This window comes from Microbacterium sorbitolivorans (genome assembly GCF_003327285.1).
Taxonomy (GTDB): Bacteria; Actinomycetota; Actinomycetes; order Actinomycetales; family Microbacteriaceae; genus Microbacterium; species Microbacterium sorbitolivorans.
Window position 1 is genome coordinate 10783 of record NZ_KZ848473.1, and the last position, 12793, is coordinate 23575.

At 69.5% G+C, this 12793-nt stretch carries 14 protein-coding genes; 13 read left to right on the forward strand and 1 reads right to left on the reverse strand.

Annotated elements, in window-relative coordinates; all coding sequences use genetic code 11:
• Window positions 1-28 precede the first annotated feature (28 nt).
• The 12 genes from DTO57_RS00050 (at window position 29) to DTO57_RS00105 (ending at window position 11746) form a co-directional block, all read left to right on the forward strand.
• Window positions 29-1090: a hypothetical protein gene (locus DTO57_RS00050; protein WP_114116214.1), complete on the forward strand. Its 1062-nt coding sequence runs from the start codon at window positions 29-31 to the stop codon at window positions 1088-1090.
• The gene (locus DTO57_RS14250; protein ID WP_162785599.1) at window positions 1090-2691 is read left to right on the forward strand and encodes an efflux RND transporter periplasmic adaptor subunit; all 1602 of its coding nucleotides are present in this window, start codon (window positions 1090-1092) and stop codon (window positions 2689-2691) included. The genes DTO57_RS00050 and DTO57_RS14250 overlap by 1 nt, the downstream gene beginning before the upstream one ends.
• Window positions 2688-3362, forward strand: coding sequence for an ABC transporter ATP-binding protein (locus DTO57_RS00060; protein ID WP_114116215.1), 675 nt, complete (start codon window positions 2688-2690; stop codon window positions 3360-3362). The genes DTO57_RS14250 and DTO57_RS00060 overlap by 4 nt, the downstream gene beginning before the upstream one ends.
• Complete coding sequence (locus tag DTO57_RS00065; protein ID WP_114116216.1) at window positions 3362-4648, forward strand: ABC transporter permease; 1287 nt, start codon at window positions 3362-3364, stop codon at window positions 4646-4648. The genes DTO57_RS00060 and DTO57_RS00065 overlap by 1 nt, the downstream gene beginning before the upstream one ends.
• Window positions 4649-4762: 114 nt before the next feature.
• Entirely contained in the window at window positions 4763-5623 is an 861-nt protein-coding gene (locus tag DTO57_RS00070; protein WP_373285633.1) for a ParA family protein, read from the forward strand.
• A 32-nt stretch (window positions 5624-5655) separates the two neighbouring features.
• On the forward strand, window positions 5656-6450 hold the full coding sequence (locus tag DTO57_RS00075) for a segregation and condensation protein A (protein ID WP_114116218.1): 795 nt from the start codon (window positions 5656-5658) through the stop codon (window positions 6448-6450).
• Complete coding sequence (scpB, locus tag DTO57_RS00080; protein ID WP_114116219.1) at window positions 6443-7003, forward strand: SMC-Scp complex subunit ScpB; 561 nt, start codon at window positions 6443-6445, stop codon at window positions 7001-7003. Before DTO57_RS00075 ends, scpB begins: the two co-directional genes overlap by 8 nt.
• Window positions 7004-7084: 81 nt before the next feature.
• Complete coding sequence (locus DTO57_RS00085) at window positions 7085-7849, forward strand: pseudouridine synthase (RefSeq protein WP_114116220.1); 765 nt, start codon at window positions 7085-7087, stop codon at window positions 7847-7849.
• Complete coding sequence (locus DTO57_RS00090) at window positions 7846-8955, forward strand: prephenate dehydrogenase (protein WP_114116221.1); 1110 nt, start codon at window positions 7846-7848, stop codon at window positions 8953-8955. Before DTO57_RS00085 ends, DTO57_RS00090 begins: the two co-directional genes overlap by 4 nt.
• Entirely contained in the window at window positions 8948-9634 is a 687-nt protein-coding gene (gene cmk / locus DTO57_RS00095; protein ID WP_114117221.1) for a (d)CMP kinase, read from the forward strand. Before DTO57_RS00090 ends, cmk begins: the two co-directional genes overlap by 8 nt.
• Window positions 9624-11153, forward strand: a complete 1530-nt coding sequence (der, locus tag DTO57_RS00100) for a ribosome biogenesis GTPase Der (protein ID WP_114116222.1) — start codon at window positions 9624-9626, stop codon at window positions 11151-11153. The genes cmk and der overlap by 11 nt, the downstream gene beginning before the upstream one ends.
• 104 nt (window positions 11154-11257) lie before the next feature.
• Window positions 11258-11746, forward strand: coding sequence for an NUDIX hydrolase (locus DTO57_RS00105; protein ID WP_308420489.1), 489 nt, complete (start codon window positions 11258-11260; stop codon window positions 11744-11746).
• 165 nt (window positions 11747-11911) lie between these two features.
• On the opposite strand, the gene DTO57_RS00110 is transcribed toward DTO57_RS00105, so the two are convergent.
• A complete protein-coding gene (locus DTO57_RS00110) occupies window positions 11912-12301 on the reverse strand; it encodes an RNA-binding S4 domain-containing protein (protein ID WP_114116224.1) in 390 nt (129 codons plus the stop codon).
• Window positions 12302-12341: 40 nt separating this feature from the next.
• On the opposite strand from DTO57_RS00110, the gene DTO57_RS00115 reads away from it, so the two are divergent.
• On the forward strand, window positions 12342-12752 hold the full coding sequence (locus DTO57_RS00115; protein WP_114116225.1) for a nitroreductase/quinone reductase family protein: 411 nt from the start codon (window positions 12342-12344) through the stop codon (window positions 12750-12752).
• The last annotated feature ends 41 nt before the right edge of the window (window positions 12753-12793 follow it).

Consider the following 12793-nt stretch of genomic DNA (forward strand, 5'->3'; position numbering starts at 1 on the left):
GGCGCCCCGTGCGTCAGACAGGACATTCATGCGCAAGCTTCGCCCGATCACGATCCTCGCCACGACCGCCGTCGTGGGCCTCGCCCTCACGGGGTGTAGCGCCGTCACGGGCCTTTTCGGGGGCGGGGAGGACAAGCTCAGCGAGAACGACTCGCCGCTTGCCGAGTACCTGTCGGTGCTTTATGACGGCGACGTGTCGCCGGAAGACATGCAGAGCGAGGCCGACGCCCAGCAGGTGCAGATGGAGGAGGCGATCGCGGCGTGCATGCAGGCCGAGGGCTTCGAGTACATCCCCGACATCGGCACGGGCTCGGGCGTGGTGTTTGGCACCGACGAGGAGTGGGACCCCGATAAGCGAGAGTGGGTCGAGAAGTACGGCTACGGCATCTTCACTTGGCCCGGCATGGACGACGAGCCCTCTGAGGAAGATTTCGAGGAGTACGTCAACCCGAACCAGGAATACATCGACTCGCTCAGCGAGTCGGAGCGCACCGCGTACGAGGAGGCGCTCTCGGGCGAGATGCCCACGGCCGAGCAGATGGAAGACCCCGAGTTCGACTGGAGCAACCTCGAGGGCGGCTGCCAGACCGACGCCATGGACGAGGTCTACAACAACGACGCCATGAACGACCTCTACGAGCAGTACGAGCCGCTGCTGAACTCGATGAGCGAGCTGTACTCGGATGCCCTCGAACTCGACGCCGTCGTCGAGCTCGACGCGAAGTGGGCATCGTGCATGGCCGACGCCGGGTTCACCGACTTTACGACGCAGGCGGAGCCGCAGGAGAAGCTCTCCGAGAAGCAGTCCGAGATCTACGAGAGCGCCTATGGCGACGAGCCCGATTGGGAGAACGCGACCGAGGAAGAGATCAACGCCTACTACGAGTCGGCGGATCCGATGAAGTCGGAGGAGTGGGCCGAGGCCGCGGACGAGGAGATCAAGACGGCGCTCGCCGATCTTGAGTGCCGCGACAAGACCGACTACTCGAACAAGGTTCTCGAGGCACGCTTCGAGCTCGAGAAGCAGTTCATCGAAGACAACAAGACTGAGCTCGAGGCGTTCCGCGCCGCGGCCGAGCAGGCCCTGTAATGGCTCTGCGTCGCAAAAAGAACGACAACGCCGACGCAGCCGAGACCGAGGGTACCGAGGCCGAGAGCGCCTTCGACGCGATCGTCGGCGACGATTCGGATGCGGCGCCCGAGAAGGGCGCGTCGAAGGGATCCGGCGGCTGGGGCCGCGTGGTGCGCGGCAACCGCGGGCTCTGGATCACGGCGCTCGTCGCGGTCGTCGCCCTCGGCGGCGGCATCGCGCTCGGCCACTACGTCGTGTCGCCCTTCGATAAGGCCGCCGGCGAGGAAGCCCCCGAGCCCGGCCTCGTGACCGTGCCGGTCGAGTTCGGCGCGCTCAGCAACGACGTCACGATCCGCGGCGACGTCGGCTATGACGACGCCGTCGAGCTCAAGATCGACACCTCGTCGTTCGAGGGCGCGGCGATCGTGACGGGCCAGGTGCCCGAACGCGGCGCCGAGCTCGGCCCGCTCTCGGTCGCGCTCGAGGTCACGGGCCGCCCCGTCATCGTGCTGCCCGGCGAGCTGCCCGCGTATCGCACGCTGCGCATCGGGGCGTCGGGCCCCGACGTCACGCAGCTGAAGGAGTCGCTCGCCGCCGTCGGTATCGACCCGGGCGATGTCGGATCCGACGTCTTCGATCAGGCGACCGCCAACGCGGTCGGCGCTCTGTATAGCCAGGCCGGCTACACCTCGCCCGCGGCGGAGGACGGCTCGGCCGAGGCCGTCGTCTCGGCCGAGGCCGGTGTGCGCGACGCGCAGCAGCAGATCGCCGACGCGCAGAAGGCCCTGGCCGAGGCCCAGAAGGGCCCGACCGAGATCGAGATCCGCGAGGCCGACGGCGCCGTCGATTCGCTCTGGCGCCAGGTGAAGGACGCCGAGCGCGCGGGGGAGGACGCCTCCGACCTCCGCAACCAGATGGAGATCGCGAAGCTCCAGCGCGCCGCGCTCGACGTCGGAGCCGACACGAGCGCCGAGCAGAGCATGGTCGCGGCGGCGAACGAGGGCCTGACAGCGGCGCAGGAACAGCTCGCGAAGGCGCAGGAGGCCGTGCAGCCGTACCTGCCGTCGAGCGAGGTGCTCTTCATGAACGAGCTCCCGCGCCGCGTCGACGAGGTCGCCGTCTCGCGCGGCGACACCGTCGAGGGCGCCGCCATGACGGTGTCGGGCGCGACGGTGCAGCTGACCGCGAGCGCCGGCGCGACCGAGGCCGAGCTGCTCGAGGAGGGCATGGCGGCGACGTTCGCGATGCCGAGCGGCGGCGACCACGGCGCGACGATCACGTCGATCGGCAAGAACGATGGCGGCCGCGTCTCGGTCGTGCTGGAACCCGATGAGCTAACCGCCGAACAGCTCGACGAGCTGCGCGGCGAGAACGTGCGCGTGAACATCGCGGTCGGCGCGACCGACGGCGACGTTCTCTCGGTGCCGTACGCGGCGCTGACGGCGGGCCCCGGCGGCGAGTCGCGCGTCGAGGTCGTCGAGGGCGACCCCCGCGACGGCGACGCGGCGAAGACCCGCATCGTGACGGTCGAGACGGGCCTCGCCTCGGGCGGCTACGTCGAGGTGACCCCGACAGAAGGTGAGCTCGCGGAGGGCGACCTCGTGGTGGTGGGGTCGTGACGGCCCTCATCGAGCTGAGCGATGTGACGAGATCCTTCCCCGGCCCGCCGGAGGTGCAGGCGCTCAAGGGCGCGAACCTCTCGATCGAGCCGGGGGAGTACGTCTCGATCGTCGGCCCCTCCGGATCCGGTAAGTCGACGATGCTCAACATCCTCGGCCTGCTTGACCGGCCGACGGTCGGCGAGTACCGCTTGGGCGGCGCGCCGACGAGCAAGTTGACGGAAGACCAGCGCGCCGCCGTGCGCGCGCAGACGATCGGCTTCGTGTTCCAGTCGTTCCACCTCATGTCGCGCCGCAGCGTTTTTGACAACGTGCTGATGCCGATGACCTATAGCGGCGTGCCGCGGGGCGAGCGCGCCGAGCGCGCCGCCTACGCGCTCGAGCGCGTCGGGCTCGCGCACCGCCGCGACTTCTTCCCCGGCACCCTGTCGGGCGGCGAGAAGCAGCGCGTCGCGATCGCGCGCGCGGTGGTGTCGGATCCGAAGCTACTGCTCGCCGATGAACCGACCGGAAGCCTCGACCAGCGCACGTCGGGCGAGGTCATGGAGCTCTTCGAAGACCTGAACTCCGACGGCCTGACGCTCGTTATCATCACGCACGACCAGGCCGTCGCCGAGCGCGCGGCCCGCAGCGTGCGCATCTCGGACGGACGATTGAGCGAGGTGGCGTGATGCGGTGGCGGAAGAAGAAGCGCGCCACGGCCATCGAGATCGATAACCTCGTGCGCCCGGTCGCGCGCGGCGATCGCTTCTCGGCGAGCGACCTCGTGTCGGAGGCGACGAGTGACATCGGATCGCGGCCGGGGCGACTCGTCATGACGATTCTCGGCACGGTGCTGGGTATCGGCTCGCTCGTCGCGACGTGGGGCTTCGCCCAGACGGCGGCCGGCCAGATCTCGAGTCAGTTCAACCAGGCGGCCTCGACGCAGGTCTCGATCGAGCCCGAGACGGCGTCGTTCGGCGAGAGCAGCGGCGCGCTCGGGCGGATCCCGTGGGACGCGCCCGAGCGCCTCGGCCGCCTCGCGGGCGTCGAGGGCGCGGCGCTTCTGAGCGACGTGCAGCTCGGCGACGGCGTGACGATCACGTCGGTGCCGCTGAACGACCCCTCCGCGCCGGCGACGGCCGTGCCGCCCGTCCAGGCCACGTCCGCCGACCTGCTCGAGGTCGTCGGCGGCGAGATGAAGACCGGCCGCATGTTCGACGCCGGCCACGACGAGCGCGGCGACCGCGTGGCCGTGCTCGGAACGCGCGTCGCCGACAAGCTCAACATCGCGCGCGTCGACAGCCAGCCGTCGATCTTCATTGGCGGCACGGCCTATGCCGTGATCGGCATCCTGGGTGACGTGCAGACGAACGGCGACCTGCGCGACGCCGTCATCATCCCCACGGGCACGGCGCGGCACGACTTCGGTCTCGTGGCGCCGGATCAGGTGATCGCGCACATCGCCGTTGGTGCGGGCCCGCAGATCGCGGATCAGGCGCCGCTCGCGCTCGCGAGCGATAAGCCCGACTCGCTCAAGGTGCGCGCGCCGAAGGCGGGATCCACACTCGGCGCCGCGGTGCAGGGCGACGTCAACGTCGTGTTCCTGATCGTCGGCGCGGTCTCGCTCCTCGCGGGCGGCCTCGGCATCGCGAACGTGACGCTGCTGTCGGTGACCGAGCGCACGGGCGAGATCGGCCTGCGCCGCGCCCTCGGCGCGACGAGGCGGCAGATCGCCGCGCAGTTCACGGTCGAATCGATCGTGATCGGCGTGCTGGGCGGGCTCATCGGCGCCGCTCTCGGCGTGCTCGCGGTCGTCGGGGTCGCCGCGATTCAGCAGTGGACGGCGGTCGTCGATCCGGTCGTCGCGATCGCTGGCGTCGTCGTCGGCGCGCTCGTCGGGTGGATCTCCGGCTGGTACCCGGCGCGCCGCGCCTCGCTCATCGAGCCGATCACCGCGCTGCGGGCAGGCGGGTGAGTGCGCGGATCCGGGCGCACCCGACGCGCCCGGATCCGCGAACCGCGGGAGAAACTGCGCGCTCGAATGTAACGGTGCGGATACACTCGTTGAAGCGTGTCAGGAGGAACATCGGTGGCGAAAAAGAACGACGACGTCGTTATCGGCCCTACGGGTCGCCCATACAACGGGTTTGCGACACCCGCGAAACTCGAGCGCCACGGCCCCGCCCGCATCATCGCCCTCTGTAACCAGAAGGGTGGCGTCGGCAAGACGACCACGAGCATCAACCTCGCGGCCTCGCTCGCCGAGTACGGGCGCAAGGTGCTCGCCGTCGACTTCGACCCCCAGGGTGCGCTGTCGGCCGGCCTCGGCATCAACACGCACGACATGACGACGATCTACGACCTCATGCTCGACACGAAGCGCGACGCCCACGACGCGATCGTGCACACGCACGTCGAGGGTCTCGACGTGATGCCGGCGAACATCGACCTGTCGGCCGCCGAGGTGCACCTCGTGAACGAGGTCGCCCGCGAGATGATCCTCGCCCGCGTGCTGAGCAAGGTCGTCAAGGAATACGACGTCATCCTCATCGACTGCCAGCCGTCGCTCGGCCTCCTCACGGTTAACGCGCTGACGGCGGCGCACGGCGTGCTCATCCCGCTCGAGTGCGAGTTCTTCGCACTGCGCGGTGTTGCGCTGCTGATCGAGACGATCGAGAAGGTGCAGGACCGCCTGAACCCCACACTCGAGCTCGACGGCCTGCTCGCGACCATGTACGACCCGCGCACGCTGCACTCGCGCGAGGTGCTCGAGCGCATCGTCGACACGTTCGGCGAGAAGGTGTTCGAGACCGTCATCGGCCGCACCGTGAAGTTCCCCGACGCGAGCGTCTCTGGCGTTCCGATCATCGAGTACGCCCCGCAGCACCCCGCCGCCCAGGCGTATCTGCGGCTCGCGCGCGAACTCGTGGACCGCGGCGCGGTCGCATGATCGCCCGGCCGGGCGCGGTCGCGGGGTAAGCCGTGACCACGGATCCGGTGGTCGACGCCGGCTTCCGCGTCTCGCTGTCGAACTTCGACGGGCCGTTCGACCTGCTGCTGAGCCTCATCGGCAAGCGTGAGCTCGACATCACCGAGGTCGCGCTCTCGGCGGTGACCGAGGAGTTCATCTCGTACCTCGCCGACGCCGAATCCGACCTCGACGAGGCGAGCGAGTTTCTCGTCGTCGCCGCGACCCTGCTCGACATGAAGGTCGCGGGCCTCCTGCCGCAGGGCGAGCTGGTCGACGCCGAGTCGGTCGCGCTGCTCGAGGCGCGCGACCTGCTCTTCGCGCGCCTGCTGCAGTACCGCGCGTTCAAGGAGGTCTCCGCGTGGTTCGCCGAGCGGATCCGCGTCGAGGACACCCGGCACGCCCGCGCCGTGCCGCTCGAACAGAAGTACCGCGCGACAACCCCCGAGCTGTCGTGGAAACTCTCGGCCGACGACTTCGCGGCGCTCGCGACCCTCGCGATGACGCCGCGGGAGATCCCCACCGTCGGGCTCTCACACCTGCACGCGCCTCGGGTGTCGATCCGCGAGCAGGCCGCGATCGTGGTGTCGAGCCTCCGCACCCGCGGATCCCTCACCTTCCGCGAGCTCGTCGCCGGATCCGCGGAGAAGGGGGTCGTCGTCGCCCGCTTCATCGCGATCCTCGAGCTCTACCGGCACGCGGCTGTCGCCTTCGAACAGCTCGAGCCGCTCGGCGAGCTCACCGTCAGGTGGGTCGCGGAAGAATGGAACGACGACATGCTCGCCAGCCTGGGATCCGATTATGAGTGACGACCTGAACCGCCGCCTCGAGGCGATGCTCATCGTCGCCGACGAACCGCTGAGCGCGACGGCGCTCGCCGCGGCCGTCGGCTCCCCGCTCCGCGAGGTGCGGAGGGCACTCGCGTACCTCCGCGACGATTACGACGGCAACGGATCCGGCCCGCAGCGCGGCTTCGAGCTGCGCGAGGTCGCGAGCGGGTGGCGCGTGTACGTGCGCGGCGATCTTGACCAGGTCGTGACCGATTTCGTCGGCAGTCAGGCGCCCGCGCGGCTGTCGCAGGCGGCGCTCGAGACGCTCGCCGTCATCGCCTATAAGCAGCCCGTCTCGCGATCGCAGGTCGCGCAGATCCGCGCCGTGAACGTCGACGGCGTGGTGCGCACCCTGCTGGGGCGCGGCCTGATCACCGAGGTGCGCACGGATTCGGAGACGGGTGCCATGCTCTACGGCACCACCGACTTGCTGCTCGAGAAGCTTGGAATCTCGTCGCTCGACGAGCTGCCGCACATTTCGCCGCTGCTCGACGACGGATCGAACGGATTCGACGATCTCGACGGCATTTAACCAGGCGGATCCGCCAAGATAGAAAGACCCATGTCCCAATTTCGGTGGATATGGCACGGCTATTCCAGCAGGAAGTGGGACATGGTGAGCCAGAGCGAAGGATCCGCGGAGGGCGTGCGCTTGCAGAAGGTGCTGGCGAACGCCGGCGTCGCGTCGCGTCGCGTCTCCGAGAACCTCATCGCCGAGGGGCGCGTGCGCGTGAACGGCACGGTCGTCACCGAGCTCGGATCCCGCATCGATCCCGAGGTCGACCTCGTCGACGTCGATGGCCAGGCCGTGCAGCTCGACGTGTCGAAGCGATACGTCATGCTCAATAAGCCCCGCGGCGTCATGAGCACCATGAAGGACGAGCAGGGGCGCCCCGATCTGCGCGAGTTCACGCGCGAGTTCGACGAGCGCATCTACAACGTCGGCCGCCTCGACGGCGACACCTCCGGCCTGCTCGTGCTCACGAACGACGGCGAGCTCGCCAACGTGCTCGCCCACCCGCGCTTCGGTGTGACGAAGGTCTACATCGCGAAGGTCAAGGGCGAGGTTCGCGGATCCACGGTGCAGGAGCTCGTCAGGGGCATCGAGCTCGAAGACGGCCCGATCGCGGCCGATAAGGCCCGGATCCTCGACGTCTCGCGCGGCACCAGCCTCGTCGAGCTGACCCTGCACTCGGGCCGCAATCGCATCGTGCGCCGCATGATGGCGAAGGTCGGCCACCCCGTCGTTGAGCTCGTGCGCCGCCAGTTTGGCCCGCTGCACCTCGGCCCGCTCCGCACGGGCGAGATGCGCGAGCTGTCGAAGGACGAGCGCGGCGCGCTGCTGACGCTCGCGCGCGAGGCGGAGGCCGAGAAGTGACCGATCTCGTGCCGGGCAAGCTGGCGCGCGTTTCCGGATCCGTCCGCATCGTCGGCGCGGGTCTGCTTGGCGCAAGCATCGGACTCGCGCTGATGAAGAACGGCGTCGACGTGATCCTCGCCGACACCTCGCCGGCGCAGCTGCGCCTCGCGGTCGACTACGGCGCCGGCCGCGCCGGGGCCGAGGGCGACGCCCCCGACCTCGTCATCGTCTGCACGCCGCCCGACGTCGTCGCCGACACCGTCGCCGCAGAGCTTTCGCACTACCCGAACGCCGTCGTCACCGACGTCGCCTCGGTCAAGCTCGAGCCGCTGCGCGAGCTGCGCCGCCGCGGCGTGAACCTCGTCAACTACATCGGCTCGCACCCCATGGCGGGCCGCGAGCGCGGGGGCGCGATCTCGGCGCGCGCCGACATCTTCCTCGGCCGCCCCTGGGTCATCTGCCGCGACGGCGAGACGCCCACCGAGGCGCTCGCCCTCATCGAAGACCTCGCCCTCGACCTCGGCGCCGTGCCGATTGAGATGACGCCGGAGGAGCACGACCGCTCCGTCGCGCTCGTCTCGCACGTGCCGCAGGTCGTCGCGTCGCTCCTCGCGGCGCGCTTCGCCGAGGCACCCGAGACGTCGCTGGCACTCGCCGGCCAGGGCGTGCGCGACACGACGCGCATCGCCGCGAGCGCACCCGAGCTGTGGGTGCAGATCCTTGCCGCCAACGCGGCCCCCGTCGTCGAGCAGCTCGACCTCCTCGCGGGAGACCTCGCCCGCGTGGCCGACGCGCTGCGGGATCCGGATGCGCCGGGCGCTCGCCGCACGGCCGCCGACGCGATCCGCGACGGTAACGTCGGCGTCGCGCGCCTGCCCGGCAAGCACGGCCAGCGGCGCATGTTCGAGACCTTCGTCGTGATGGTCGACGACGCCTCCGGTCAGCTCGGCCGCCTCTTCGGCGACCTCGGCGAGCTCGAGGTCAACGTGGAAGACTTCCGGCTCGAGCACTCGCCGGGTGCCCAGCTGGGCCTCGCCGAGATCTCGGTCGATCCGGCGACACTACAGAGGGCGGTCGACGGCCTGTCGGCCCGCGGATGGAGGATTGCGGGTGCGCATGCCTGAGACGTTTTTTGTGGGAATCGACGGACCCGCCGGATCTGGGAAGTCGAGCGTCTCGAAGGAGGCCGCTCGCCGGCTCGGTTTCGGGTACCTCGATACCGGATCCGTGTACCGCGCCCTCGCCTGGCACGTCCTGAACCAGGGCGGGCAGACGACGGATCCCGCCGCCGTCGAGGCCGGCTTCGCGACCTTCGAGCCGCGGATCTCGCTGGATCCGGACGTGCGCACGATCGCGGTGGGCGAGACCGACGTCACGAAGGCGATCCGCACGCCCGAGACGACCGCCGCGGTCGCGGGCGTCGCGAAGACGCTCAGTGTGCGCGCGAAGATCAACGACCTGTTCCGGCAGATCGTGGCCGACGCCGACCTCCCGGGCGTCATCGTCGAGGGCCGCGACATCACGACCGTGGTGGCGCCGGACGCGCCCGTGCGGATCCTGCTCACCGCCCACCCCGAGGTGCGCGCCGCGCGCCGCAGCAAGGAGATGGGCGCGGAAGACGTGGCGAAGGTCGCCGAGGCCATGCGCCAGCGCGACGCGTCCGACTCCACCGTTGTCGACTTCTTGAACGCCGCTGAGGGCGTGACGGCCGTCGATACGACACACTTGAACTTCGACCAGTCCGTTGATGCCGTACTCTCGGTGATCGACGAACGACGAGAGGAAGGCCGCGATGGCCGCTGAATACGACGACGACTACGAGGCGAATGACGACCTCGCCGAGCGCCTGGATGCGCTTGACGAGGATCTGATCGAGGCGCGCGCCGAGGCGCTGCGCCAGAGCCTGGCAGACTACGAGCTCGACGACGACGACGCCGAGCTCCTCGCCGGTATCCAGGTCGACGAGCACGGCAACGAGTACCTGCCCGCGCTGCCCGTCGTCGCGATCGTCGGCCGCCCGAACGTCGGCAAGTCGCAGCTCGTGAACCGCATCCTCGGCCGCCGCGAGGCCGTCGTCGAGGACGTGCCGGGCGTGACGCGCGACCGCGTGACGTACAAGGCCGAGTGGATGGACCGCCGCTTCTCGCTCGTCGACACCGGCGGATGGGAGCCCGACGCCAAGGGTATCGACCGCTCCGTCGCGCAGCAGAGCGAGATCGCGATCGACCTGGCCGACGTGATCCTGTTCGTCGTCGACGCGAAGGTCGGTGCCACGTCGACCGACGAGCACGTCGTGAAGCTCCTGCGCAAGACGAAGAAGCCCGTATTCCTCGTCGCGAACAAGATCGACGACGCCTCTCACGAGGTCGAGGCCGCACCGCTCTGGAACCTGGGCCTCGGCGAGCCGCACCCCATCTCGGCCATCCACGGCCGCGGTGTCGCCGACCTGCTCGACGCCGTCATGGCGAAGACGCCCGAGATCTCGGCCGTCGCGAAGCACGAGATCGGCGGACCCCGCCGCGTCGCGATCATCGGCCGCCCGAACGTGGGCAAGTCGTCGCTGCTGAACAAGTCGGCGGGCGAGGAGCGCGTGGTCGTCAACGACCTCGCCGGCACCACCCGCGACCCGGTCGACGAGATCGTCGAGGTCGGCGGAAAGCTCTGGACCTTCGTCGACACCGCCGGTATTCGCCGCCGCGTGCACATGCACCAGGGTGCCGACTTCTACGCGAGCCTGCGCACCTCGACGGCCCTCGAAAAGGCCGAGGTCGCCGTGGTCGTGCTCGACGTGACCGAGCCGATCAGCGAGCAGGACGTGCGCATCATCGACCTCGTGCTCGAGTCGGGTCGTGCGCTCGTGCTGGCGTTCAACAAGTGGGACCTGCTGAACACGCCGGAGCTCGAAGACAAGGAGCGCCGCTACTTCCTCGAGAAGGAGATCGAGAAGGATCTCGCGCATGTCTCGTGGGCGCCGCGCGTCAACATCTCGGCGAAGACGGGCCGTCACCTCGACAAGCTCGTTCCCGCGCTCGAGGAGGCCCTCGAGAACTGGGATCGCCGCATCCCCACCGGAAAGCTCAACGCCTTCCTCACCGAGCTGGTTGCCGAGCACCCGCACCCGCTGCGCGGCGGCAAGCAGCCCCGCATCCTGTTCGGCACGCAGGCGGGCACGCGCCCGCCGACCTTCGTGCTGTTCACGACGGGCTTCCTGGATCCGGGTTACCGCCGGTTCATCCAGCGTCGCCTGCGCGAGGTGTATCCCTTCGAGGGCACGCCCGTCATCGTGAACATGCGCGTGCGCGAGCGTCGGAAGAAGCACTAACTTCTTTCGCGGGGCGGCCTTCGGGCCGCCCTTTCGCGTTCTCGTATGTCACCGAGTTACGCGGATCCGCCCGCGGGGCGCGCCACGCTCGTACCATGGAGGGCATGACTTCGACGATGCCGTTCCGGCCCCACCACCCGGGGGACGGCTGGGTCGAGGGAGCCGACGGATCCCGTTACTGGGGCCTCTTCGGCGCCGCGGGGCTTCTCGCCTTTGACCGAGAGCGCGGCGTGCTGATGCAGCACCGCGTCGGCTGGAGTCACTTCGGCGGCACATGGGGGTTGCCCGGTGGGGCGCTGCAGGACGCGAGCGAGTCGCCCGTCACGGGCGCGATCCGCGAGGCGCAGGAAGAAGCCGGCGTCCCCGACGGATCCGTCGTGCCGCGCGCCGAGCACGTCTTCGACGTGGGCGTCTGGCGCTACACGACCGTCATCGCGGTCGTCGTCGAATCGTTCGAGCCCGTCATCAGCGACCCCGAGTCGCTCGAGCTGAAGTGGGTTCCGGTCGACCAGATCGAGAACTACCCGCTGCACCCCGGCTTCGCGTCGACGTGGCCCGACGTGCGGGCGGCGCTCGCCCGCCTCACGGCCTAGCGCCGTCTTGAGGCTCGCCCCTCATTCCGGGGTTGCCGTTCTTTGGGTCGCGCCCTCTACAGTGTCGCTCCTCTTGAGGGTTGCCCCCTCGCTTGGGCCGCCCTCTTGAGGGTCGCCATAAATCGTCGCCTGAACGCCCGTCTAGGCGACGATTTTTGGCGACCCTTAGTCGTTGTCGCGGCTGTCGCGGCCGGTGAGGCGGTCGATTTCGCGGCGCTCGCGCTTCGTGGGACGCCCGGATCCGCGATCGCGGTGCACGATCGGGGCATAGAACTCGCGCGGCGGCGGGGGAGGCGTGAGGTCGGCGTACGCCGTCGCCGCGATCGGCGCGCCGACGCGCTTCAGCAGGAGCTTCTCGACCTTGAGGATCTTGTCGAACCCGTTGATGCGCGCCCGCACCTCGTCGCCCACCTTCACGGCGTGCGCGGCCTTCACCGGATCCCCGTTCACTCGCACGTGCCCGCCGCGGATCGCGGTCGTCGCTGCCGAGCGGGTCTTGTACACGCGCACGGCCCACAGCCACACGTCGCAGCGCACGGAGCTCGGATCGGTCATCCCTCTATTGTCGCGCACGCGGTGCTGGCAGGATGAGAGCATGGGCTGGAATCAGGACATCATCGACGAGTTCCGCGAGAACGGCGGCACCGTGAAGACGGGCGGTTTCGGCCGCGGGCTCATCCTGCTGCACCACACGGGCGCGAAGACGGGCATCATGCGCGTCACCCCGGTGATGGCGCTGCGCCCCACGGCGGGCGAGTGGCTGATCGCGGCGTCGAAGGCCGGCGCCGACACGAACCCCGCCTGGTTCCATAACCTCGTCGCAAACCCCGAGACGACCATCGAGGATCCGGACGCCGGCGCCGTGCGCGTCGAGGCCGAGGTTCTCGAGGGGGAGGACCGCGACCGCGTGTGGCGGCTTTTCGAAGCAGCGAGCGCCGGCTTCGCGGCGTACCAGCGGAAAACCGCGCGCACGATCCCGGTGATCATCCTGCGCCGGATCCGCTGACGCGCCCGGGATCCGCCCCCGATTCGCGCGGATCGGGTGGG